Origin of the sequence: Bradyrhizobium sp. SPXBL-04, assembly GCF_051853035.1 — a bacterium.
Taxonomy (GTDB): Bacteria; Pseudomonadota; Alphaproteobacteria; order Rhizobiales; family Xanthobacteraceae; genus Bradyrhizobium; species Bradyrhizobium zhanjiangense.
This window is the reverse complement of record NZ_CP182472.1, coordinates 6,753,563-6,780,521: the sequence shown is the minus strand read 5'-3', so window position 1 is coordinate 6,780,521 and position 26,959 is coordinate 6,753,563. Positions and strand designations below refer to the sequence as shown.

At 60.5% G+C, this 26,959-nt stretch carries 12 protein-coding genes; 4 read left to right on the top strand and 8 right to left on the bottom strand.

The annotated features are described in order from the left end of the window. Nucleotides 1-23 precede the first annotated feature (23 nt). The gene (locus ACNJX8_RS32505) at nucleotides 24-12,752 is read left to right on the top strand and encodes a VCBS domain-containing protein (protein ID WP_439358100.1); all 12,729 of its coding nucleotides are present in this window, start codon (nucleotides 24-26) and stop codon (nucleotides 12,750-12,752) included. A 156-nt stretch (nucleotides 12,753-12,908) separates the two neighbouring features. Here ACNJX8_RS32505 and ACNJX8_RS32500 read toward each other — a convergent pair whose 3' ends face one another. Continuing rightward, entirely contained in the window at nucleotides 12,909-13,121 is a 213-nt protein-coding gene (locus tag ACNJX8_RS32500; protein ID WP_439358099.1) for a hypothetical protein, read from the bottom strand. Nucleotides 13,122-13,752: 631 nt separating this feature from the next. On the opposite strand from ACNJX8_RS32500, the gene ACNJX8_RS32495 reads away from it, so the two are divergent. Further along, complete coding sequence (locus ACNJX8_RS32495) at nucleotides 13,753-14,031, top strand: hypothetical protein (RefSeq protein WP_439358098.1); 279 nt, start codon at nucleotides 13,753-13,755, stop codon at nucleotides 14,029-14,031. A gap of 87 nt (nucleotides 14,032-14,118) precedes the next feature. Here the strand turns inward: ACNJX8_RS32495 and ACNJX8_RS32490 are convergent, their stop codons facing one another. Beyond that, on the bottom strand, nucleotides 14,119-14,856 hold the full coding sequence (locus tag ACNJX8_RS32490; protein ID WP_249761736.1) for a metallophosphoesterase family protein: 738 nt from the start codon (nucleotides 14,854-14,856) through the stop codon (nucleotides 14,119-14,121). 598 nt (nucleotides 14,857-15,454) lie between these two features. Here ACNJX8_RS32490 and ACNJX8_RS32485 point away from each other — a divergent pair. Continuing rightward, nucleotides 15,455-16,885, top strand: a complete 1,431-nt coding sequence (locus ACNJX8_RS32485; protein WP_128935726.1) for an undecaprenyl-phosphate glucose phosphotransferase — start codon at nucleotides 15,455-15,457, stop codon at nucleotides 16,883-16,885. A gap of 856 nt (nucleotides 16,886-17,741) precedes the next feature. Here the strand turns inward: ACNJX8_RS32485 and ACNJX8_RS32480 are convergent. The 6 genes from ACNJX8_RS32480 to ACNJX8_RS32455 form a co-directional block, all read right to left on the bottom strand. Continuing rightward, on the bottom strand, nucleotides 17,742-18,404 hold the full coding sequence (locus ACNJX8_RS32480) for a hypothetical protein (protein ID WP_439410294.1): 663 nt from the start codon (nucleotides 18,402-18,404) through the stop codon (nucleotides 17,742-17,744). 10 nt (nucleotides 18,405-18,414) lie between these two features. After that, a complete protein-coding gene (locus tag ACNJX8_RS32475) occupies nucleotides 18,415-19,701 on the bottom strand; it encodes a hypothetical protein (RefSeq protein ID WP_439358096.1) in 1,287 nt (428 codons plus the stop codon). Between the two features lie 274 nt (nucleotides 19,702-19,975). Next, nucleotides 19,976-20,617, bottom strand: coding sequence for a hypothetical protein (locus ACNJX8_RS32470; RefSeq protein ID WP_128935722.1), 642 nt, complete (start codon nucleotides 20,615-20,617; stop codon nucleotides 19,976-19,978). Nucleotides 20,618-20,685: 68 nt separating this feature from the next. Then, the gene (locus ACNJX8_RS32465; protein ID WP_128935721.1) at nucleotides 20,686-23,100 is read right to left on the bottom strand and encodes a polysaccharide biosynthesis tyrosine autokinase; all 2,415 of its coding nucleotides are present in this window, start codon (nucleotides 23,098-23,100) and stop codon (nucleotides 20,686-20,688) included. 642 nt (nucleotides 23,101-23,742) lie between these two features. Next, nucleotides 23,743-24,726, bottom strand: a complete 984-nt coding sequence (locus ACNJX8_RS32460) for an NAD-dependent epimerase/dehydratase family protein (RefSeq protein ID WP_439358095.1) — start codon at nucleotides 24,724-24,726, stop codon at nucleotides 23,743-23,745. Nucleotides 24,727-25,120: 394 nt separating this feature from the next. After that, nucleotides 25,121-25,399 carry a hypothetical protein gene (locus tag ACNJX8_RS32455; protein WP_128935719.1) on the bottom strand — a complete coding sequence of 93 codons (279 nt, stop codon included), beginning with the start codon at nucleotides 25,397-25,399 and terminating at the stop codon, nucleotides 25,121-25,123. A gap of 442 nt (nucleotides 25,400-25,841) precedes the next feature. Between ACNJX8_RS32455 and ACNJX8_RS32450 the strand changes: the two genes are divergently transcribed. Next, nucleotides 25,842-26,942, top strand: coding sequence for a glycosyltransferase family 2 protein (locus ACNJX8_RS32450; protein ID WP_439358094.1), 1,101 nt, complete (start codon nucleotides 25,842-25,844; stop codon nucleotides 26,940-26,942). The last annotated feature ends 17 nt before the right edge of the window (nucleotides 26,943-26,959 follow it).

The following is a 26,959-nucleotide window of genomic DNA, read 5'->3' as shown; positions in this document are numbered from 1 at the left end:
CCTATCGAGGAAGATGAACCGCCATGATCATCAACGGCACCGACGCAAACAATCAGATCGCCGGCACTAACACGGCTGACGTCATCAATGCAAAAAACGGTGACGATATCGTCAACGCCGGGGCAGGCAATGATCTCATTCAGACCGGCAACGGCAATGACGGCATAAATGCCGGTGCGGGCAACGACCTGATCGACGCCGGAAATGGCAATGACACGGTGGATGGCGGCGCCGGAAATGACGTCATTCTCGGCGGCAACGGCAACGATACGCTGCTCGGTGGGACGGGCAATGATCTGATCGGCGGCGGAAACGGCGACGACATCATCGACGGCGGTGCGGGTCGTGACATCGTCAGCGGCGAGAATGGCAACGATATCCTGATCTACCGCGTTTCGGAGAATGTGGGTTCTTGCGATATCTATGATGGCGGCAAAGGCCAGGACACGCTCCGCCTCGTCGTCACGCAGGAACTGGCGAACTCGGCTTCGTTCAGGTCCGATCTTGCGGCAATCCAGGCGCTTATCGCGCGCTATGGCAGCGCGGACTACGCGTTCAGGAGCTTCAACCTGGCCATCGTCTCGATCGAGAAGGTCGAGGTCGTCATCGAAGGCGCGACCAATCATGCGCCGGTCGCAGTCGCAGATATCGTCTCCGTCACGGAGGATGCGACGACGGTTGCGAGCGGCAATTTGCTCGCAAACGACACGGATGCCGATGTCGGCGACACCCACATCGTATCGGCGGTAGCGGGAGGCACGGACAACGGCACCACGATCACGGTCGTCAGCGCCTATGGAACGCTGGTCGTCACCAAGGCGACCGGCGCCTACACCTATACGCTCAACAATTCCAGCGCATCCGTGCAAGCGCTCGCCGAAGGCCAGCAGGTAACGGATCAGTTCACCTACACGAATGCTGACAACCACGGAGGCACGGGCTCGTCGACGCTCACGGTGACCGTCACCGGCAGTAACGACGCGGCCACGATCACCGTTTCTGGGAGCCAGGATATTTCGGTGATCGAGGCCGGCGGCGTTGCCGACGCAGTGGCCGGCGATCCCAACGCGTCGGGCCAACTCGCGGTGCACGACCTCGACAGCGGCCAAGACCATTTCGCCACCCCGGCTTCCCTGGCCGGCACGTACGGCAACTTCACCTTCAATCCAGCGACCGGTGCCTGGACCTATACGCTCGATCCTGCGAAATCGGATTCGCTCGTCGCAGGGCAGCACGTCACCGACACCCTGACGGTCGCCTCGGCCGACGGCAGCGCCACCTCCGATATCGTGGTGAACATCACGGGCGCCAACGACGTAGCCGCGATAGGTGATCCTGCACAGCACGACGTCACCGAGGACAGCCAGCTGACGGCATCGGGGCAGCTGTCCATCAGCGATCCCGACCAGAACCAGGCCGCGTTCCAGGCCGGCGTGATCACGGCACCGGGCAATCTCGGCGCAGTGACACTGTCTGCCGACGGTCACTACACCTATTCGGTCGACAACGCGGCGATCCAATATCTCAGTGCCACCGACACCAAGACGGAGACCTTCACCGTCACGTCGATCGACGGCACGACCAAGGAGATCAGCTTCGATATCCACGGCGCGCAGGACGCGCCGAGCTTGAGCGTTCAGGACGCATCTGGCGCCGCCGACGGAGAGATCACGCTCAACGTCGCGGCCAGCAAAGTCGACCAAGGCAGCACCTTGTCGGTCAAGATCGAAGGTGTGCCGACGACGTTTGACGTCGAGCGCGGCGTGGCAATCGGAGACGGCACCTGGCTCGTGACCGGCGATTCAATCTCCGAGATCGTCTTGATCCCGCACAATGCCGTCGGCAGCACGGCCCCATTCACACTGAAGGTCACGGCCACCTCCGACGACGGCGTGCATCAGGCGTCGAGCTCGGCCAAGCTCACGCTGACCGTGACGCCTGGCGCCAACGAGATCAATGCGTTGGATATCGACGGCTACATCGGCGGAGCCACGGTCTTTGCCGACGCCAACAACAACGGAATTCTCGATGCGGGCGAGGCGTTCACGACGACCCGGGCCGACGGTAGCTTCACGCTGTCCGGCGGATCCGGTCCGCTCGTGAGCATCGGTGGTGTCGACATCTCGACGGGACTGCAGGTCGATGGCGTGCTGAGGGCGCCGGAGGGATCCACCGTCATCACGCCGCTGACGACGTTGATCGCTGCCTTGATCGACAGCACGTCGCTGACGGCGGACCAGGCCATGAACGCCGTGGCCGCCGCCTTCGACCTTGACCTGACCGGTATCGACTTGAGGTCGTACGATCCGGTGCCTGATGCGGTGAATAGCGATCCAACGGCGACCGCGGTGCTTGCGGCGGCCATCCAGGTCCAGAGCACGGTGGCGCAGGTCTCGGCCGTCGGCGTTGCGCCGGATACGGTCATAGCCGCAATTGCGGATGCGGTTGCTGCCGCTCAGGCCGATCCAGACAATCCGCTGCCCTTCGATCTCAGCTCGCAGGAAACGGTACACAGCGTAGTTGTGTCCTCCGGCGTCGACGCGGCGGCCGCCGCGACGGTTGTCGAGGTCGTTGCTGCCGCGAACGAGAGTATTCAATCAGCTACGAACGTGACCGAGCTAGCGCAGGCCGGCCAGGTCGCTCAAGGCGCGGCCGCCGACCAATTGGCCGCGACGAACTTTTCCGACCCGGATTCGGTGACTGAGCTCACCACCCTCTACGTCGACAACCTTGACCAGCAGGTCGGGAATGCCGTGCTGACGCCGGTCGGCAGCGCCCAGTTCGGCTCGCTCGGCGATGACGTGATCTCGGGCGGGGGTGGCAGCGATCTGATCGACGGTCAGGACGGCAACGACCGCATCAGCGGCGGCGCCGGGAACGACATTCTCTTTGGTGGCGCCGGCAAGGATTATCTCACGGGCGGTGCCGGTGACGATGTTCTCGACGGCGGGCCAGGATTCGACCGCGCCGTCTATACCGACGCGACCGGCGGAGTCACGATCAATCTCGCGGCGGGAACCGCGTCCGGCGCCGGAGTGGATACGGACACGCTCGTCAACATCGAAGCCGCCATCGGCAGCGAATTCGCCGACATATTCAACGGCGCCGGATTCACCGGCGACGCGCGTGTTCCGGGCAGCCCCGTCGGTTACAATGAGTTCGAGGGCAAGGGCGGCGACGACACCATCATCAGCAATACCAACAGCCAGGGGGCGGAGCTCACGCGCGTCTCCTATGTGAGCGCGACCGGGGCGGTGACGGTGGATCTCGCGGCCGGCTATGCGCAGGGTGATGCGTCGGTGGGCCACGATACGCTGGTCGGTTCCGGCTTCAACGGCGTCTGGGGCTCAGCCCATGACGACACGATTCTCGGCAGCAACAATCCGATGTTCACCGCGGAAGTGTACTCGGGCTTGGCAGGTAACGACTATATCGACGGCCGCGGCGGCTATGACCGCGTCGACTATAACGTCGATCCGACCACGGCGACGGGAATCACGGTCAATCTGGCAGCCGGCATCGTGACCGGCGACGCCACCATCGGAACGGACACGCTGCGCGCGATCGAGGCAATCCGCGGCACCAACTTCGCGGATACCTACAATGCGATCGGTTTCGGCTCCAGCAGCCTCAATGCCGGCTCGAATGGGACGTTCAACGAGTTCACCGGCAATGGCGGCGACGACACCATCACCGGCAACGGCTTTACGCGGCTCGGTTTCAACAATGCGACGGCGGGCGTCCAGGTCGACTTCGTGACCGGCATCGCCACCGGTGATTCATCCGTCGGCACCGACCATTTCACGGGCGTCAACGCCGTCCAAGCATCGATGTTCGATGACTCCCTGTATGGCGGCGCGACCAACGATACCTTCACCGGCCTTGCCGGCAACGATCATATCGACGGCCGCGGTGGCTTCGACGTATCGTCTTACAACAACATCTTTTTCACCACGGGGGGCATCACCGTCAATATGGCGGCCGGCATCGTCACCGGCGATGTCTCGAACGGCACGGATACGCTTCGTTCGATCGAAGGCATTCAGGGCACAAACTTCAACGATACCTACGATGCGACCGGTTACGGCGTGACCGGGGACAACATCGGCAACAACGGGACCTTCAACCAGTTCGAAGGGCTGCGCGGTGACGACGTCATCACCGGCAACGGCAACACACGCCTCATTTTCGCCAATGCCACCGGCGGCGTGACCATCAATCTCGTGGGCGGCACCGCCAACGGTGACGGTTCGACCGGTCACGACAGCTTCACCGGTGTCAACAGCGCCCTCGGCAGCAACTTTGCCGACATTTTCGACGCGACCGGATTCTCTGGCCCGAGCGGGACCTCGTTCCAGGGGCAGGGGGGCGACGACCAGATCATCGGCAACGGCACGACGCAGATCCAGTACAACAACGCCACCGGCGGTGTGACCATCAATCTCGCGGCCGGTTCTGCCAGCGGCGACACGTCGGTCGGCCACGACAGTTTCAGCGGCGTGAACAGCGCCATCGGCAGCAATTTCAACGACGTCTATGACGCAACGGGCTTCACCGGCGTCAACGCAAATTTCAATTCATTCCAGGGCAACGCCGGAAACGACAGCATTACCGGCAACGGCAACACCCTGATTCAGTATGGCAGCGCGACCAGCGGCGTGACCATCAATCTCACCGCGGGTACGGCTGACGGTGACGGCTCGGTCGGCCATGACACTATCACCGGGGGCGTCTTCAACGTCTTCGGATCGAATTTCAACGATACGATCGTCGGTAGCGCCAGCAATGACGGCCTCTCCGGCAGCGGCGGCAATGACACGCTGGATGGCCGAGCCGGCAACGATTTCCTTAGCGGCGGAGCCGGTGCAGACACCTTTGTCTATGCGAGCGGCGGTGGTTTCGACTTCATCCAGGATTTCGTCCATGGCCAGGACAAGATCGATCTGACCGGAGTCTACGGCATCTATAGCCTCTCCGATCTGCAATCGCACGCGGAGCAGAGCGGCCCGAACACGGTCATCACGTTCGGTTCCGGTGACGGACTCACGCTTCAGAACGTCACTCTGAGCAGCCTGACGGCGAGCGATTTCCTGTTCGGCACGCCGGCCGCGCCGATCGTCGGCGACGACGACGCCAACAGCCTCGCCGGAACGGCAAATGCCGAATCCATCAGCGGCCTCGGCGGCAACGATCGCCTTCAGGGCCTGGGTGGCAGCGACCTCCTGGATGGCGGAGCGGGCTTCGACCGCGCCGTCTATACCGACGCGACCGGCGGCATCACGGTCAATCTGGCAGCAGGCGTCGCTTCAGGGCCGGGCGTCGGAACCGATACACTCGTTGGCATCGAGGGGGTGGTCGGCAGCAATTTTGCGGACACGTTCAACGCGGCTGGATTTACTGGCTCGACCGGCCTGCCCGGCGTGGCGGCCGGCCAAAGTGAGTTCGAGGGACGGGGCGGCGACGACAGCGTCATCGGCGATCTCAACGCCCTGGGGCAGGCGGTGACGCGGTTGTCCTATCTGAGCGCGACCGGTGCCGTCACGGTCGATATCGGCGCAGGCACCGCCGACGGCGACGCCTCCGTCGGTCACGACACCTTCTCCAATGTCTCGACCATCTGGGGCTCGGCTTACAACGACACGATCTACGGCAGCGACAATGCGGCCTTCACCTATGAGACCTATGAGGGGCGCGGCGGCGACGACTATATCGATGGCCGCGGCGGCTACGACCAGGTCACCTACAATTCGGATACGACGACCACGTCAGGCATCTACGTTCACCTGGCCGCGGGCGTTGTGAACGGTGATGCGACCGTCGGCACCGATACGTTGCGCAACGTTGAGGCCGCCCGCGGCACCAATTTTGACGACACCTTCGATGCGGCCGGCTTCGGTCAGGCCGGGGCGACCAATGTCGGCTCCTCGGGGGCCTTCAACGACTTCGCCGGCGCCGGCGGCAACGACACCATCATCGGCAACGGCTTCACCCGCCTGAACTACCAGATCGCCGCCTCGAGCGTCAGCGTCGACCTCGAGACCAGCGCCGTCGGGACGACGAATGCAGTCACGGTCGCCGGCAGTGCCACGGGTGCGACCGAGGGGACCGACACCTTCACCGGCGTCAATGCGGTGCAGGGCTCGACCTTCGCCGATACCCTGCTCGGCAGCAGCTTCAACAACAACTTTACCGGACTTGGCGGTGACGATTACATCGACGGTCGCGGCGGGTTCGACGTTGCCATCTACAACAGCCTCAGCACGGTCACGGGCGGTGTGACCGTCGACATGGCGGCAGGCACGGCGACCGGCGATGCGTCGATGGGCAGCGATACGCTGCGCTCGATCGAGGGCATTCAGGGCACGGGCTACGCCGACAGCTACAACGCAACGGGCTATGGCCAGAATGGTGCTTCCAACGTCGGCAACAACGGCACCTACAACCAGTTCGAAGGCCTGGGCGGCGACGACGTCATCACCGGCAACGGCAACACCCGCATCATCTACGCCAATGCGACCGGCGGGGTGACTGTCGATCTCGGCAGCGGCACCGTCAGCGGCGATGCCTCGGTCGGGCACGACATCATTACCGGTGGCGTGAACAGCGTTGCCGGATCGGGCTTCAGCGATACGCTGAAGGGAAGCGGCGGTGCCGACAGTCTGCTCGGCAACGGCGGAGCCGACACATTCATCTATGCCAGCGGCGGCGGAGCCGATTTCATCGGCGACTTCTCGCAAGCGCAGGCCGACAAGATCGACCTCTCGGGCGTCACCGGCATCTATACGCTGGCCGACGTCCAGGCGCTCGCCTCACAGCAGGGGCCGAACACGTTCATCAACTTCGGCAATGGTGACAGCCTGACGCTGCAGAACGTCACCCTGTCGAACCTCACCGCGGCGGACTTCATCTTCTCGCCGGGCGTTCACCTGATTGGCGACGCCAATCCGAACACGCTGGTCGGCACCGGCTATGCCGATATCCTGAGCGGCCTCGGCGGCAACGACGTCCTGCAAGGGCTCGGCGGCAATGACCAACTCGACGGCGGCCAGGGTTTTGACCGCGCCGATTACGGCGATGCGACGGGTGGCATCACCGCCAACCTGGCGGCCGGCTCGGTGACGGGTCCCGGCGTCGGCAGCGACGTGCTGGCGAATGTCGAGGGCATCCTCGGCAGCAATTTTGCGGACACGTTCAACGCGGCTGGGTTTACCGGCTCGACCGGCCTGCCCGGCGTGGCGGCCGGCCAAAGTGAGTTCGAGGGGCGGGGCGGCGACGACAGCGTGATCGGCGATCTCAACGCCCTGGGGCAGGCGGTGACGCGGTTGTCCTATCTGAGCGCGACCGGCGCCGTCACGGTCGACATCGGAGCAGGCACCGCCGACGGCGACGCCTCCGTCGGTCACGACACCTTCTCCAATGTCTCGACCATCTGGGGCTCGGCCTACAACGACACGATCTACGGCAGCGACAATGCGGCCTTCACCTATGAGACCTATGAAGGGCGCGGCGGCGACGACTATATCGATGGCCGCGGCGGCTACGATCAGGTCACCTACAACTCGGATACGACGACCACGTCAGGCATCTATGTTCACCTTGCCGCAGGCGTTGTGAACGGCGATGCGACCGTCGGCACCGACACGTTGCGCAACGTCGAGGCCGCCCGCGGCACCAATTTTGACGACACCTTCGATGCGACCGGCTTCGGTCAGGCCGGGGCGACCAATGTCGGCTCCTCGGGGGCCTTCAACGACTTCGCCGGCGCCGGCGGCAACGACACCATCATCGGCAACGGCTTCACCCGCCTGAACTACCAGATCGCCGCCTCGAGCGTCAGCGTCGACCTCGAGACCAGCGCCGTCGGGACGACGAATGCAGTCACGGTCGCCGGCAGTGCCACGGGTGCGACCGAGGGGACCGACACCTTCACCGGCGTCAATGCGGTGCAGGGCTCGACCTTCGCCGATACCCTGCTCGGCAGCAGCTTCAACAACAACTTTACCGGACTTGGCGGTGACGATTACATCGACGGTCGCGGCGGGTTCGACGTTGCCATCTACAACAGCCTCAGCACGGTCACGGGCGGTGTGACCGTCGACATGGCGGCAGGCACGGCGACCGGCGATGCGTCGATGGGCAGCGATACGCTGCGCTCGATCGAGGGCATTCAGGGCACGGGCTACGCCGACAGCTACAACGCAACGGGCTACGGCCAGAATGGCGCTTCCAACGTCGGCAACAACGGCACCTATAACCAGTTCGAGGGCCTGGGCGGCGATGACGTCATCACCGGCAACGGCAACACCCGCATCATCTACGCCAATGCGACCGGCGGGGTGACTGTCGATCTCGGCAGTGGCACCGTCAGCGGCGATGCCTCGGTCGGGCATGACAGCTTTACGGGTGTCAACAGCGCAACCGGCAGCAATCTTGCCGACAGCTTCGACGCGACGGGATTCGTCGGGTTCAACGCGTTACAGGGCCAGGGCGGCGACGATACCATCATCGGCAATGGCAACACGCAGATCCTGTTCGGGAATGCGACGTCCGGCGTGACCATCAACCTCGCGGCAGGCACGGCCAATGGCGATGCCTCGACCGGCCATGACACCTTCACTGGGGTGAACAGTGCGGTCGGCGGCAGCGGCAACGACACGTTCGACGCGGCCGGCTTCGTCGGGGCCAACTTCTTCCAGGGCGGCTCCGGCAACGATGCCATCACCGGCAACGGCTCCACCCAGATCCAGTACGGCAGCGCCACGTCGGGTGTGACCGTCAATCTCGCTGGCGGCACCGCGGACGGCGACGGCTCTGTGGGTCACGACACCATCACAGGAGGGGTGACCAACGTCGCGGGCTCGAACTTCAACGACACGATCACCGGCTCGGCCAGTGGCGACCAGTTGTTCGGTAACAACGGCAACGACCTGCTCAACGGCGGTGCCGGCAACGACTTCCTGGGTGGCGGTCTCGGCGCCGATACCTTCGTCTACGCCACCGGCGGTGGCGCGGACACCATCGGCGACTTCTTGCAGGCGCAGACCGACAAGATCGACCTCACGGGCGTCGCGGGTGTCTCCAGCTTTGCGCAGGTTCAGGCGCTTGCCACTCAGGTTGGGCTGAACACGGTCATCGACTTCGGCAATGGCGACAGCCTGACGCTCTCGAACGTGACGCTCTCGAACCTCACGGCGGCCGATTTCATCCTGGGGCAAGGCGTCAACCTCACTGGCGACGGCAATGCGAACACGCTGACCGGCACAGCCTATGCCGACAGCCTGAGTGGCCTCGGCGGCAACGATCGCCTGAAGGGCCTCGATGGCAATGATTTGCTCGACGGCGGCCTCGGCTTCGACCGCGCCGACTATACCGATGCGACGGGCGGCATTACCGCAAGTCTCGCCGCAGGCTCGGTGACAGGTCCGGGTGTCGGAACTGACACGCTCGTGAACATCGAGGGCATCGTCGGCAGCAGCTTTGCCGACACGTTCAACGCGACCGGCTTTGCGGGCAACACCGGCATTGCCGGCACGAATCTCGGCTTCAACGAATTCGAGGGCCGCGGCGGCGACGACAACATCACGGGAGCCACCAACAGCCTGGGTGCGCTGCTGACGCGCATCTCTTACGCCAACGCGACGGGTAGCGTGACAGTGGATCTGGCCGCGCATTCGGCGACGGGAGATAGCTCGGTCGGGACCGATACCCTGGTTGGCTCGGGCTTTGCCGGCATCGTCGGCTCTGGATTTGCCGACCAGTTGCTGGGCAGCGCCAATGGACCGGGGACCGTGGAGACCTTCGAAGGTCGCGCCGGCAACGACTCCATCGATGGCCGGGCCGGTTTCGACCGGGCGGACTACGCGCTCGATCCGGCAGCCGTGGGCGGCATCAACGTTCAGCTCGCTGCGGGAACCGTGACGGGCGATGCTGCGACGGTCGGCACCGACACGCTTCGATCGATCGAGTCCGTGCGCGGTTCGAACGACGCGGACGTCTTCAACGCCACCGGCTTCGGTGCAGGCAGCACGAATGCCGGCTCCAACGGGACCTTCAACGAATTCATCGGCATGGGAGGCAACGACAGCATCACCGGTAACGGCAACACGCGTATCGCGTTCACCAATGCGACCGGTCTCGTGACCGTCGACCTGCTGGCGGGCACGGCGAATGGTGACGCATCCACCGGCAGCGACACCTTCAGCGGCGTCAATGCCGTGATGGCCTCGATGTTCAACGATGTCATTTACGGAAGCAACAACACCGCAGCTACCGAGACGTTCACTGGCCTTGCCGGTAACGACTCCATCGATGGTCGCGGCGGCTTCGACATTATCAGTTACAACAATATCTACTTCTCCACCGGCCCGGTAACTATCGACTTCACGGCCGGCACTGCGAGCGGCGACAGCTCGATCGGCAATGACACGTTCCGCGGGATCGAGGGCGCCCAGGGCACCACTTTCAACGACGTCTTCACGGCGACGAATTTTGGTGCGATTGGCTTCCAGAATGCCGCCGTCAACAACGTCGGCAACAACGGCAATTTCAATCAGTTCGAAGGCTTGGCCGGCAATGACACCATCACCGGAAACGGTAACACCCGCATCATCTACGCCAGCGCGACCGATGCCGTAACGATCAACCTGCAGGCAGGGACTGCAACCGGCGGCAGCTCGATCGGCGCCGACACCTATACCGGTGTCAACAGCGCGACCGGTAGCAACCAGGCCGACACTTACAATGCGGCGACATTCGTCGGATTGTTCGGTACCTTCAATTTGTTCGAGGGCCTCCTCGGCAACGATACCATCACCGGCAACGGCAATACGCGCGTCTCATATTCCCAGGCAAGCGGAGGCGTTTCCGTCGATCTCTCGACGGGAGCGGTGAGCGGGGCCGCAGGCGCCGACGTCATCACGGGTGGCGTCAACAGCGTCCAGGGTTCCAATCTGGCCGACACATTGGTCGGCAGTTCAAATGACGAGTACTTCTTCGGCGGTGGCGGCGCCGACACGATCAGCGCCGGCGGCGGCAATGACGGCATCACCGGCCAGGGCGGCAACGACACGATCGATGGCGGCGCCGGCACCGACATGGTGATCTTCAGCGGGACGCAATCGCAGTACACCGTCACGACGCCTGGACCGATTGTGGTTCAAGACAATACGGCGGGCCGTGACGGCACCGACAGCCTGACCAATGCCGAAGTGCTACAGTTCAGCGACGGCATCGTGTTGCTGTCGTCGGGTTCTTCGGGCAGTCCGATTGACCTCTCGACGCAACAGCAGATCTCCGGCAATGCGCCCGTCATCGGAACGGCCGGTGACGATTATCTCCGTATCGGGAGCAACATCTTCGGCCATCAGATCAATCTGGGGGGCGGGGGCGCGGACACGGTCTTGCTCAACGGCAGCGTCTTCGGCAACGGTTACACGCTCAATCTTGCCGGCGTCGAGAACCTGGTCGGCGGCAATAGCGACGAATTCGTCAACCTGACGAACCACGCTGACGGATTGGTCGTAAACCTCGGTGGCGGCAATGACCATCTCAGCCTCGTGGGCGGTACCAATACGCTGAGCCTCGTGGACGTCGAGGGGATCGCCGGATCCGATTTCGGTGCGACGCCTGGCGTCAATGACGTGCTCAACTTGTCGACGACGGTCACTGGCCTGGAGATCAGCCTCGGCAACGGCGACAACACGATGAATCTCGCCGCCGGCGCGAACTCGTTCGTGAATATCTTCGACGTCAATCACGTCAATGGAACCGGGGGTGATGACACTCTGAGTGTGACCGGCGTAATCTCTGCTGCGAACGGGGTCGCAATCGACCTCGGCAATGGCGAGGACACCATCGTCCTCAACGGAAACTTCGCTGCATTTGCCGCGGTCGGTGTCGAGCACATCAACGGCAATGCAGGTGATAATTCCTTGAGCTTGACGAACAATGTCGACGGCATCGCAATCGACATGGGCGGTGGCAGCGATCTGGTTTCTCTCGCCAATGGCGTGAATTCGCTCAGCATCATTGGGGTCGAAAACCTCAACGGCAGTGATTTCACCGGCAATCTCAACCCATCGGACGACACGGTCACACTCCTGAACACCGTATCCGGCGTCACGGTCAATCTCGGCGAGGGTACAGCCAACGTGCTGAACCTCGCCGCAGGCAGCAATTCGTTTGACAATCTCTGGAACGTGAATCTGCTCAACGGGAGCTCGTCGAACGATACCCTGACGTTGAACGGCAGTTCGGCGAACGTGATCGATCTCGGCGACGGGAATGACAGCTTGACCTTCAACGCGAACGTCTACGACATCACGGTAAGCAACGTCGAAAACATCAATGCTGGCGCGAATTTCGACAGGATCACCATCGGCAATACGTCCGGCAACACGACGATCACTGCCGGCGCGGGCGCGGATGAGATCTTCGCCAGTGCGGGCCACGACAACTTCCGTTTTGCCAGCATCGCAGATTCCGCCGCCGGTGCTGCCGATACCATTCACAATTTCGACGCAGCCAACGATAGCTTTACCTTCTCAGGCATCAGCATCGCCGGCGGTCACATCGAGTATGTGGATAGTGCGGCGCTCCTCGGCGCCAACCAGGCTTCGGCCCATTTGCAGAGTTTTGGGCCTGGCAACGACTACCTCCAGATCGATATCGATGGCGATGGAGTCAGTGATATGGACGTTAGCCTGCAAAACGCCACTGGCACGCTGCACAATGGCAACTTCCTCATCGCCTAGGCTTGGGAGAAGGCGTCGGCTTCGGGGCCCTATGGCCCCCGCGGCCGCCGGACATATGCGGCGCGCCTCAAAACAAAGACCGCCGCCATCCGGTTACCCGTTGTGGCGGCAGTCGTTAATCCAGCCTGGCTCGGCCTCAGCCAAGCGCTCTCCAATTTACCAGGCGTACCAGTATCCCCACCAGCGCTGGGACACGGGCCGTGCCTGCGCCTTCATGGCCGCGACTTCCTCGACCGGGCGAAGCTGAGGACCATAGATCGCTGGCGGGTAGACATCATCCCACAGCACAAGTCCGCCTTGGACGGAAGCCGCCCGATGATGCGCCGGACCAAGCGCGAGCTCGGCGGCTGGCGCCACGGATGCGGTCAAGGTGAGGCCAAGAGCAGACAGAGCAATGCATGGAATAAGCACGCGGAAGTTCATTGGATTGAATCCCTTCTAAAATGCGATGCGAAATAATGCGACGGCTCCCGGACGGTTGCAAGGGCATCGGCCGAACGATCGGCGCGAAATTCCCCGTTGCGGGAGACAAGGTCTGCTCGAAGCGCTCCTGCTCGACGATAAAGGCTCGGGCCCGCCAGCTCGCAAAGGCTTCTCTATATAGAGAGTGATCGTTCCGGACCGAAATGAGAGGTGGGGAGGACGAGCGGACGCGGCATCGCATTGCATGCACACAAGAAGTCGAGGCGTGAACAATCTTTCGGCGCCGGGAGGCACCGAGAATCATGATGTCGACACACTGCTCGGTCTTGATGTGTCCCCGGACTATCCGGGACGACTCTCCATGGCTTCTGCATTTGTCTCCGCTTCCATTTTTGGCGCTGGCCTCATCTTGGGATATGCGCTGCGTGCTTGGCGCGTCCAGCGAAGGGCTGCAAGTTCCGGTGAGACCTCGACTCCCACCTCAACATTCGGCCATGCCCGACGAGCCTTTTAGGCACTGTCCGGCTCGCCGGGGGGCACTCGGGGTTCTCACTGAAACGAATGGGGGCATGGCGAGATGAGTGAACCCAAGAAGGACGCTCCGCGGCGATACATCGTGGATGGCGCGGGACAGCGTGTTCTCGTCGGCCTGACGATTTCGGAGACGGTCGAGTTCGAAACGCTGGACAATCCGGATGCGCGATTGCCCGCTGGTTTGCCGGACCGGGAGCGTCGTCTGCACCAGAACGAGCACGGCGCGCGCTGGCTGGAGCTCTACGTCAAGCATGAGCGAGCCTGGAACGATTGGATGGCCGAGACGCGTGCTCGGCCGCAGAAGCCCTGCTTGCTCAATTAGGCGAGGCGCGTCACCTCTGGGCGCCGAGGCCCATTCGACCCTCGTCGCGGAAGGGGCTTTGGCAGATGGCAAGCGGTTGCCAACATGTCACACCGCGAGCATGCGGCTTCCCTGGATGCTCATCAGGGTGAGATTGCCGGTCGCATAGGCGCCGGTATCGATGTTGGCGCGATTGTTTCGCACATCGGCGCGCCGCACTGGCGTGTGACCGTGCACGATATATTTGCCGAAATGCTTTTTGCTCTCCAGGAACTCCTCGCGAATCCACAAGAGATCGTTCTCCTGCTGTTCGGATAGCGCCACGCCAGGTCGAACGCCGGCGTGAACGAAGAAGAAGTCTCCGCACGTAAAGCTCAGCCGCAGATTGTCCAGGAATTCCAGATGCTCAGTCGGCATTGCGCGAATCAAATCGCGCAAAATCGATGTTGGCTCGTCGCGCTTGAGATCTGGCGGAGCGAGCCCGTAGGACATCAACGTCTGGGTTCCGCCGACGGCAATCCAATCCTCGAACAGTGAAGGGTCCTCGAACACCCTCACCAGAAATGCCTCGTGATTACCTTTGAGGAAGACCGCATTTCCCCGGCGACTCCGCTCGACGAGGATGTCGAGGGTGGCGCGCGTATCCGGACCACGATCGATGTAATCGCCCATGAAAACCTCGATCGCATAGTGCGGGCGGCTGCGAGCCACGTCGGCGTCGATCACCCGCAACATCGGCTGCAGCAGATGCGCACAGCCGTGAATATCCGAGATCGCATAGATGCGAATCCCGTCGGGCAAGTGCGGCTTGTGGATTGGCCGACGTGGTCGGGCGAAAGATATCATGGAGCAAAATCGATCAGGTGGTCGAGAAATTTCCCCAAGTCGCCGGCACCTGAGAACTCCCCATCTGATACGAACAATGTGCGGTGGATGGAGTAGGTCCTCGTTCTCCGGCTTGATCACGCCAAAAGAAGGGCGGAACTTCTTGCCTACCCTTGCGACGGGTTCCACCAGTCCGCGGAAATTGCAGCGCTGAACTGCATAGCGCGGCAAAGATGCATGCCTCATTACAAATTTCGTGATGCATCCGCAGATTGAAGTTCATCGATGTTCCCGCAAGTGACTCCTCGCGCTCTCGCGACAGGATGGCGCCTCAAAGATGAGCGAAGACGCGCTCGCGTGACCGTTAAAGCACGCGGAGGATATGGAACTTGATTCAAAATGCGGCAGCGCGTCGCTGATATGTCAGCACTGTGACGAGATTTTCAGCGCGCGTCGAATTGTCGATGCGCATTTCGACGCGACACATCATTCGTGCATCGCAAAAGTTTTGCATGCAGCGCCACAATGTCGCTGCGATCACTTAACACCCTTCGTTTGGAAGCGGTAAATCTTCAGCATCACAATGACCGCCAGGCACTCTCCACACGTAGAGGATCGAATGGTTGTTGCCACTTATGGCTCTGATAGCACCTATGCCACGTCCTCCGCACGGGGCACGGCTCTTCAGAAGCCTTTTCAGCTCCTCGTCATCGCGGCCGACCTTTTGCTGATCTTGCTCTGCTACGCGCTGGCGTCGGAACTTTATAGCGTCGCCACGCCGTCATCTGGAGACGGAGCGCCCATCGGCGCCGGACTGATCGTCAGCGCAGTGTTCGTTGCAATCGCCTATTTTCAGGGTGTGTATGCAACGCACCGTTTGCTTAGTCTGGTCTGGCAATTGCGCAAAGCGGTGATCATCTGGCTGGTGTCACTGACGATCCTTGCGGTCGCGGCGTTTCTATTGAAATCGTCGGACAATCTGTCCCGCGGCACGTTCCTCGTCTTCACCGGAATTGGCGGCCTTGGGTTGCTCAGCCTGCGCTTTGCGTGGCAGTGGGTGCTCGGCACGAACTTTGCCAAGGGCCGATTGGTCGATCGCAAGGTTGCCTTGCTCAGCCTGAAGCCGCTTGATTTCACCTCGAGCCGTTTCAAGGACCTGCGCAAGAACGGATTCGACGTGGTTCGCCATTTCGTGCTTCCCGCTAACAACCATGGGACCAGCTGGGAGAGGCAAATTCGCGATGTCATTCTCCAATCCCGTGCAGCGGATGTCGAGGAGTATCTGTTGGCGGTTGATTGGAACGAGCTGCCGTTGTTGCAGCAACTCGAACTGCACCTGCGCGCTGTACCACAGCCGATCCGTCTCTTGCCGGATAATTCGATCGCTGATCTGGTATCGCGCCCGTTTTTGCCGGTCAGCGGCACGGTGGCAATCGAGATTCAGCGACCACCGCTCAGCGTGTTTGAACGTCTCCAGAAGCGCTGCCTCGACATCGGTCTGGCGTTGTTTTCGCTAGTGGCCCTGGCGCCGGTGTTGATCACCGTCTCCATTCTGATCAAGCTGGATTCGCCTGGGAGCGTGATCTTTCGACAGTCGCGCCGCGGCTTCAACGGCAAGCCGTTTGACATCTGGAAATTTCGCAGCATGTACGTGTGCGAGAATGGTAACTCGATTACTCAGGCAACCAAGAGGGACGCGCGCGTCACGAGGATTGGGCGCTTCCTCCGCATGACCAGCATTGACGAGTTGCCCCAGCTCTGGAACGTGCTGCGCGGCGACATGTCGTTGGTCGGACCACGCCCACATGCGCTTGCCCACGACAATTATTATGACGAGATCATCAGCAATTACGTATACCGCCACCACATGAAGCCGGGCCTCACGGGCTGGGCTCAGGTTAACGGCTTCCGGGGCGAAACGCCGACCATCGACCTGATGGAAAAGCGGGTAGAATATGACGTTTGGTATGTAAGGAATTGGAGCATTTGGCTCGATCTGAAAATCATGGCGCGCACGGCGGCTACCGTCATTTCCCAGGAGGCGTACTAGGTCAGCGCGGGCGGCCTTGGCGGGGCGCGGCGCGGACTCATTCATATGCGCTGAGCTAGATGCGGATTGAGGCGAGAGCTCCTTTTGGAGCCTTTGAATCAGGTCGTCGCGCTCATCACCAAGTTTTAGGCCTTATGCCTACGCGTCCTGTTCCATAGCCGCACGATGACCTCCCGTATTGCGATCAGCCGGGGCATCAGGACGAAAAAGACTCCCGTCGCGAGTGATCCGAGAGCGTGGCGAAGGGAGAATTTTTCGTTGTTATCGAGCTGGTCCTGATTCTTTTCGATCGGGACCGGCGCAAGGATTGTTCCCGACCTGTTGAGCCGCGATCGCGACCCGCGGGGAGGAACCACGATGAGCACGAATAAGACGTTGAGCAGCAGCCAGATGCTTAATATGGCAAGTATCGTCATCCAGTCCCACCGAAATGCAGCAGTATGGGATCAAGTTAACCGTCGGAACCGCGGAAGGAAAGGGTGCACAGCGCTGTTGCAGCGTCAGCAGGCTCCTTTCAGCCGACGAGTTCCCGAGATTGTCTCGATCACCCCACGCCCGCCTTCGTCAATCCCCGCAAACATCGGCTACGACAATGACCGTCGTTTGTGGACTCCGTACCACTACGGTTGGCGCTGGACTTATGGACCGCGCGAGCGCTAGGTGAGTTCGCCGGCGGCGGGAACCGCCGCGTATAGCGCAAGAGCATTGATCGTGAAAAGAAAACGCGCGGCAGCGCGCCAATCATAACCTTTTCCTGAACGATCGAAGATCTGTAACCTATGAACGAAGCGGTCAACTCCGGCATCACCCGGTGCCGATGGCTCCCCGCACTTCATCAGGAGTGTCCTGTCCGAATTCAACCGCGCAGTGTCGCCAGGAAGGACGGGTCGATCGATTCAACGGCATCCTCCAGGAAAGCTTTGCCCAATTTTGATGCCCTCCGATAAGCGGACACGAGTGCCGATCTCAACCCAGATCGGCGTATCAGAATGAGCCGAATGTCATTGCGTACGAGGTCCTTGACATCGGGAAGGGCGAGTGCGTCGAAGTGGGCCACCATGTCGATCCGCACCGGCATCAATCGCGCGTCGTTTGGTGCGACGAAATATGCCATCTTCAGGGCCTCGACCACGACCGGATCGTGCGGGTCGCGCTGGACCTGAAGCAGCGCCAGCGCCAGCCATAGTTCAGGATTGTAAGGAGAGGTCGACAGCGTCCGCCGGACCCGGCTGAGAGCGTCGGTATGCGCTATTGATCGTAGGATCGTGGGCCCTTGCTGACCGGACTCAATTGTCTGCAGCGCGCCGATCAAGGAATGATTGCTCTCCAGCTCCGATCCAAACGGCGAGCGCGTTCCCAACACTGAGGTCGCATCTCCAGTCCACCGCGCCCCAATCTCGGCCGCATCTGCGGGAAATGTTGTCCGCCCTAGCGCCGTCACGGCCGACACAATGGCATAGCATCCGACCGTCACGGCCAACGCCATCAAAAGAATGCGAAAGGAGCCCGATGAACTCATTGTCGATGCATTAGTTCAATATAAAGCTAGTGTTACGGTGCGCGGATGCCGCCGAGTGGTTGGCGCCACTGGTCCGTCCCACTGATTGTGCAAGTCCAACTCCAACCATCATCGCCACAATCGCTTGAATCGTGGGGTTTGAGAGGCTTGAGTCAAGAAAGCTCTCGCAGAGTACAACGACGACGCCGGCGGCCGCGGTGGCCGCGAAAAAGGAATCACGTCCTCGCCGGACGGCGCCGCGAAAGCTAACGAGGAAGAACTGGGCGGCGAACGCTGCCAGGATGGCGCTCGGCAATCTTCCCGCCTCGACAGCCATCAAGACTGCGGTAGAGGGAGGGTCTGCCAGCGCAGCTCCGAACTCCTGATAGGCTCTCGAAGTCAACCTAAAGGTTCCGAGACCATTCCCCCACGTCGGTGCATCAGAGAGCAGGTGCCTTGCCGGCGCAACTGCTTCCGGGGGGAGGCTGACGAATCCAACGAGACCCAAGCTTCCGGATAGCGAGTGCGGCACAACCATCGCGCTGCCGATCGCTGCAAGGACCAAGAACAATAGAGCCGAGGGCCAAAACCGAAATCCCAAGCGCCGGACAGCGGCTATGAACACGAGGACCATCAATCCGCAGCCAGTAACCGCCACCAATGTGTGTTGTTCGAGGGCCGCAAGTGCGGCGAAGGCTACGGCAATTCCTAACAGGCCGCAGAAAACGCCGACCCACAGTTGGGGCGAGGCCAGATTGTGGATGTTTTGCTGGTGCAGGTGGCGTTCGAGTGCCCGAGCGACCAGCGCGCCATTTGTCAATATCGCAAGAGCCGCAGCTGCCGGAAACAGATTCTTAGCTGCGCCGGACTGGGGAATGATTCCGGCGAATAAATCGAGCCGGCCGAGTAGGAACTCGACTGACATGAGGGTCGTCACTGCGCTCAATACGAACAGGATCGTTTCGGCCATACGGCGATCCCTGGCGATGATGACGGTCGACACCAGGAGCGACACATTAACCAGATAGAGGAACAGGCTTTGCAGCGTTGCGCCCGTATCAACGCTAATGCGGCCCTGCAGCGATGGCTGATTCAATGCGATCGAAGTCGCCGACCAGATCGGGTTCGCAAGCGAAGACATCGGAAAGATTTGCAACGTCATCCAGACGACCGGAAGCAAGAATATAAGGAGAAATTGCTTCAGCAACTGCGCGGCAGACGCGATTTGCGCCTCCGGACCTCTTGTTGCCATTGCCATCATCAAGGCAGTAGCAAGTGAAATCACATGCTGTGCGAAGGAGCCGCTTGTGATGGCCAAGATCGGAGTCGCGGCCAGCAATGTGATCAAAAGCCAGGAAGCGATAAGCAATCGGAGAACCGTGAGACGTGGAAGCGGGAATGGAGCGCAGCATTGCGCGAGTGGGACATTGATACGCGTCGCATAGCCGAGCACGCGACGCCACCGTCGTCTCGGTGATGGATGGCCGGATAGTTGCCACTATGACGCATCATCACAACGCGGCCTGTCAACTCGTCACATGCAGTCGATTTACGGGATTCGCCCGGCATGACAGTTTCCGTGACCAGCTAAACTATCGAGCATAGCAGTACTGCGACAAGTAACGGAGAGCCGTCGCCAGTCCAGCCATCGGCACCGCGCCGCGGATCGCGCTCGGTGTAGTCCCGATTTCGACCGCAAGCTCGTTTGCGGTTTGCCAGTCGCTGGCAGCAAGCTTCGAGGCGTCGGCGGGTAGTAGGAGCGCCACGCCGCCCTGGATCACAGATGCCTGGAACTCTGCGCGCTTCTCTCCTGCCATGAGGGCTACGTTCGGTCGCGCCGAGCGGGACAGTGGCTCGAGTACAATGAGTACAATTTCGATGCCGCCCTTCCCGCATTGCAGGCTCAGACCAGCAAGGCGCGTATCCGACTTGGCACTATCGACGACATGCATCACTGAAATGGCATCGTCGCCGCCGTCTGGATTCTTGCTCTTCACTAGGCGCCATCCGCCCTCAAGCTGTGTCGATTGGCTGCCGGACTCGATCTGCTTGAATGCCTCTTCGTCGCAACGTCGACGCTGCTCGGCGCTGATGCCAGACCCGCAGTTTAGAATGCCCGGACGCACCGGCTCGGCTCGACCGGGAGTCGTCGTCATCAACAGACCGGCACCGAGCAGAACTGAGCGCGCCATGAGAAGCGCCGACCTGACATGCGCTAGCGCCAAATCATTCATGTTGTATCCAAGGGCCCTGTCAAAAATCGGGGAAGCGCTGCCCACCGGTCCGGATCAAGCATCTGACGTCAATCGACGTAACCATACCTCTTGTAGTATCGATTGCGATAGTAGGCTGCGCCGTACGTATCGTAGCGGCTCATCACCGACACGTTCACCTTGTTAAGAACCGCACCGAGCATGCGCTCGCGCACAACCGGCGTTTCGCCTAGCACGCGCTCGACGATATCGATTTTCGACTTCGCCCATTCGATGACAAGGATATAGGAATCAGCCAACCCCCTGGTCGCCCGAACGTCGACGACCGGCGCCAGCGGGCTAAGATCGAGAACGATGCGATCAAAGTGCTGCCGTAGTTGCTGGAACAGGTCTTCCATCTGTTGCGAGGCCAGAAGGTCGCTCGAATTCGAGAAGCGGGATGTGATGGCACAAGGAAGAAAGTGTAGATTCGTCTGCGGGTCTATCCAGACCACGTTCCTCCAGTCGGCTTGGCCGATGACGACATGGATCAAGCCGTCCTGAGCAGCCGGCGTAAGCCTTGCGGTGAGGCTTGGGTTGCGGATGTCGCCATCGATCAGCAGCGTACGGCACCCGCTTTGCGCCAGGGTCTGCGCCAGCGCTTCGCTGACGGTTGACTTTCCCTCGTTCGGAAGTGCGGAGGTAATCCCCAGGACCTTGTTGGACCCTGCACCGAAATTTGCAAAATCGCTGGCTAGCTTGATTGACCGAAATCCCTCTGCGAAGCGTGAAAACGGGGCATTGATCACGTGCCGCCCGACGCTCTCCTCGGTTGAAAGCAGACGGTCGCGATGCGACTGCTGGTGGCTGAACCCGGGCGCGGACCCATGTAGTGGCAACGTCGTGCCAGATGCTCCGTACCTCGGCGGTGCCTGCTGCGGTTTGGGCTTGTCGCGCTTACCGAATCGCCAGGCGGCCTTGCCGGATTCAGCGGAAATCGCTTTGACGGCACCCTGCTCTATGACCGGAATCGAAGCGAGACAGCGGGTATCCACGAACTGCTCGACCTGCGAAACGGTGCGGAAGACGCGATCCATCATATCAAGTAGAATTGCGACGAGAGCCGCGAGAATCGACCCACCCACGATCGCCGCAAGCAGAATGAGTGTCGTTCTTGGCGACGTCTTGTTGGGAAGAGTCGACGCGGCCTGACTGATCACCCTCGCTTCAGTAACGGGAAACGATTGCTGCTGAACCGAGACCATGTACAGTTGCAGAAAATTGTCCGACAATGCGCGAGCGCTCTGAGCGTTGCTTTCCAGATCTCGCAGGATGATCTGCGCCTGGCTGGTATTATTCGAGACCGCGATCGTATCGTTCAAGCTCTTCTGGCTGGACTCCTCGCGCGCCTTGGCAATTTCAAGGTCACTCTTGTAGACCTCGGCCGTGCGTCGCAGTTCGTCAATGATCGAGCGTCGGATTTCTCGCATCTGGTTGCGTAAATTGACAACCGCCAGATGTGTCGATCCATACCGGTTCGACCAATCGGCCTGCTTGGCCGCGTACTCGAGATAGGTCTGGCGCAACTTGGTGATGACCGGGTTGGCCATCGTCTCGCTCACAGTCGCCAGTTCATTCAGAATGACCTTGGAATCTTCGGTGTCCGCATTCAATATCGCGGTGATGCGTTCGAGCTTAGCTTGTGCCTCCGCACGTTGGCTACGCGCAGTCGTCAACGAAGTATTGATTTCAGCGAGTTGCTGCTCGGTGAGCAGTCGCCCGCCGGCGTCGACGATGTTGTTCTTGGCCTTGAAATCCGCAACGGTGCGTTCGGCGGAAGACGCCTGCGACCGCAATTCCTTCAATCGGTCCTGCAGCCAGACCGCCGCCCGTCTCGAGGCCTGATATTTCGATTCCAACGAGTCCACGATATAGCCGTCGGCGACCGCGTTGGCGATCCGCGCTGCCAGGTCCTGCGATAATGCCTGAAAGGAGATCTCGATAACATAGCTCACGCCGACGCGCTTGATGCTGAGGCCGCTCGCAAAGCGAGCGAGTGCTGCGCGCAGTATTTGCTCTTCCGTGGGCGGGGTCGACTCGGAGAATATTCTGGTAATCGCGTTACTGATGCTGCTGAGCAATCCGCCACCGTCGCTCATGAAGTCTGCCGACTCCGCAAGTTTCAGGTCCTTGATGACTTTGGAGGCGATCGCTTCGGACTTGAGAAGTTCGACCTGACTGTCGACCATCGCCGAGTCGATCGGGTTGTCTGCGCCGGTCGCGGGCGCTTGCGTCTGCAGGCCCTGCATCTTGCGGCTGTCGATCATCAGGATGGCCGTTCCGGTATATCGCTTCGGTGCCGTGAACACGTAAACGCCGGCAAGGCAGATGCACAGGAGCAGCGTGAAAATCATTACTGGATACTGGCGGCTCACCAGCGCAAGCGCAGAGGAGATGGTCTGCTCCAGCGATGGAGCCTCCGGCGCGGTGGTTTCAATCTCGCGAGATGTGATCTTTTGAAGCATCCGGCCCGCCTACCTAAATCTCTGTGAATGCGGCATCAGGCTGGCCTTGCCGCCGCGCTGAATTCGTGAATTGCAAAGTGCCGCGTAGAAGTTGCACGTTGGTAGAATTCGACACGCCGGATGCGGTGATCGAGATCGCGGCGCTCGAGAGTTGAGCAATGGCATCGAGGCCTCGGCGAGAACACCTAGCCGGATCGTTCGGCACGTTGTTGGTCAGAGAAGTGTCGGCAACGCTGCCGGGCCATTGTCGGTGCCGCTCGCCGCAAAATCGTCATAATGCCATCTCCGTCAACTCCGCCAAAAAAGCGACTTTCAAGATCGAGGCAATTTACGCCGCCTGAGAAGATCATTGTTCGCCCATGAATTGGGCAGGTTGCCCGAATCCCGCGTGCCGACCCGGTGGAACAGCGCCCGACCGGCCACGAATTCTGCGATGCAATATCGGCCTGAGTGTGACGGACAAGGATGGGGATCGAGCCGCTGCCGCAGGCAAGGCGAATCCGGTCTCAGGGTTATGACCGAATGAGACGCCGGAATGCGAACGAGTCTGGTTTCGTCCGCTATGGTGGCGAGGGTCGGCTTTGAAGTTCCACCGGTGAATCTCCGATCTCCGGGCACTTGAATGATCAAGCCAACGAGACCTCAATCAAAATCTTTGATGGAGGATTCCCGATTCCAATCCACAAGCGAACTTGCCAGATCGTAGTCGAATTTGAACCCGCTTGCGATCAGGTGCTTCGGCAGAATGTTCGTAGAAAACCACAACTTCTTGATCCGGTCACGATTGATGCCGGTCTTGATGCCGACGGCTTGCAGCACCTCGAATGGAAGCACGGCGAGATTCATGAGCCATACCGGAATCGTTATCGTCGGCTTTGCGTATTCGGCAGCTTCAGAGAAGGCGGAGCAAATCTCGCTGATGGTGTAACGGTGCTCATAGCAGAAATTGTAGATCGACAAACTGTCGTTGCGAGACGCCATGAAGAGCATCGACGAGACCAGGTCCTTCACGTAGCCGCACGACTTGATGGTGTCGGTTCGGCCGGGATAGATGAAGGCCCGCCTTTCGAGAAGCCTCGACAATCGCGTGAAATTGCCTCGCTCGTAGCGCCCATAGATAACTGCGGGGCGCACGATGGTCAGCCGCCTGTCCGGGTCCTCCGACTGCCATAGGCGATGGATTGCTTCGGCCGAGAGTTTGGAACGCCCATAAGCACTGACGGGGACTGGCGTCGCATCTTCGGTAAGTGGGGTTTCCGTCGGACCGTAGACCGATATCGAGCTGGTAAAGATGACATTCCGGCTGCCAGTGTCTCTCGCAAATCGGCAGACGTGCACCGCACCCAGCACGTTTGTATAATAATAGTCGCCGTCCGGATGACCCGGGGTGACATGGATCGCGGCGAGGTTGAAGATATCGGCAGGCACCCCGCCACCGAGCTTCGGGTCGATTGGCTCACGGACATCATGATGGACATATTCGACGCCTTCGACGTGCGCCCTGGGCTTCGCGATATCCACTGAGACGATTCGGTCGTAGCGGCCGGAAGCGAGCATTCGCGTCATCAGATGTGTACCGATGAAGCCTGCGCCTCCAAATACAATAGCCTGGGTGGGATGGGACATGTGCGCGAGGGTCAACGTGAGTGAATGTGCTGAATCAACTGCGACGAAGTTCGGTCAAGGCTTGCTGACGATCGAGCACGCGCATTGAAGAACTGCACGCCCCGCCGTAGCAAGAGTTGTGCCTGCACAGACCAGGATCGCTTGACACGCAGTACGCCCGCTCGCGAGCGCGAGCGCTTTCGCTGCTGGATATCAATGAAGCTAGCAAATCGGGGCAGCAATTGGTTAGTCGTGCGCTTTTGATGCGGCGATAACAAGATCGTTACAGGCAGCGCGTGTGAGCGCGGAAACGTCAGTTCCATCTTGGCGATCCCGAATGCGGTGGCGTTGGTTCAAGCGGCAACGCGCACATTTCTTGAGCGTGCAACCAGGGGTTTTCGTCTGAATCGACGACTCAATAGAGCTCGCGATACTCAAATTGAAAGTTCGTTGATCCGGCCGCAATCCCCAATAGCCTTTGCAGCTTCTGGTAGCCTGCGAGCGGAACGACAATGCAATCGGAACTTCCCGCGTAGCAAACCCGAACCCGGATCGATTGACCGCAAATGTTTTGAACCAGCACGATCTGCTCGATGATCTTGGGGTTGTTGGCTTGTGGATGCGTCAACGGATTGACTGATATGCAAAGCTTTCCGTCCGCTGTCGTGTGATTTGGAGCGAAAGTACCTTCCATCGGTCGAATCGAACTCGAAGGCCGAGTGGAAATGCCGGAGCCGCCATACATCGGAGGAGATGTGCGACCGAAGCCGGAAATTTGAGCATCGGCCGTCGTTGCGAGGAGCGATGAAGCGATCGCTACACATATCGCCACATAACCGTCTGAGCGCCTAGATCGGTTATCATGCATCTTCACTGCTCTGCACATCCATGATGGTTGGGGCCAGCTCTCGAAAGAAGCCGCGGTTGTCGGCGGCAGGATAGAGTTGCAGTTGCGGCAACAGAATGACAGGTAAAATGGTTCCCGGGATTGCAGGAGGAATCTTGCCTCTTCCTTGCGCTTGAAAACACGTGCTAGAGGCTGCACCTTCCTGGATTGGGTGTCTGACGTCCGTCTACTGTGATGTTCTGTCGGCGGTCATGCGACGTACTTACAACGCGAGTATTCTGAGCGGCGAATGTTGAAGGAGATACCAGGGCACGCAGCGTTGCCGGAAGTCGAACTGGCGACCCTGCCGCGCCTCTCGGTCGTCATTCCGAACCACAATTACGCAGCTTACGTGGGATCCGCGATCCGCAGCGCGCTGGACATACGATGGCCAAACGTCGAAGTGATCGTCGTCGATGACGGGTCGACGGACCATTCACTCGACGTAATCAACGAATTTGCAGACGAAGTCACAATCATCAGCCAGGCGAACGCCGGGCAGATGATGTCCTGTGTGAACGGCTTTCGCAGGTCGTCCGGCGATATCATCATATTTCTCGACTCGGACGATGCCCTGCATCCTGATGTCATGACGGAGATCGTATCCGTCTGGTCCAAAGCCGCGAGCAAATATCAGTTTCAGATGCGCGTGATCGATGCCGAGGGGAAGCCGACCGGAAATGTCCTGCCGCAATACTTCTCCTGTCCGTCCTCGGAGGATGTCCGCAAGTGGATGGCAACCACCGGCGCCTATCCGACGCCCCCCGGGTCAGGAAATGCCTACCCGAAATGGTTTGTCGAACGTGTCTTCGGCTTTGAGTCCGACTTCATTGATCGAGCTCCGGACAGTTATCTTTTGGCGGCCGCTCCTGCATGTGGCGAGATCGTGACTATCACCAAACCGTTGGCAGACTATCGCGTGCACGGCCTCAATCACGGGGCTTTCCTTCAACTCGACGATACCCGCTTTGCGAGAGAGATCGACCTCACGCGGAGGCGGTACAAGTTCTTTTCCGAGATCGCGCGCACGGAAAAGCTGCCGGTTGCGCCCGATGCGCTCAAGAGCAATTTGATATTTCTTTGTTTGCGGATAGCGTCGTTCAAGCTGCGGCCGGACCTTCATCCAATCGCGGCGGATAGTTCATTGAGCATCGCTGTCGATGCGCTTGGAGCGGCTGCGTCGCCGCAAGGTTTCTCTAGATCGCAGCGCATATCGCTGCTGGCTTGGATCTTCTGCATCCTGATCAGTCCGCAGTACTTCCGTCGTGCCCTGGTGAGTTTGCGCTACGTGCCCGCCCAGCGGCCGAAATGGCTGCGCGCGTTGCTCGGCCGATTCCGGATCATTCGATGATCAGGGCAGGGCTGGGA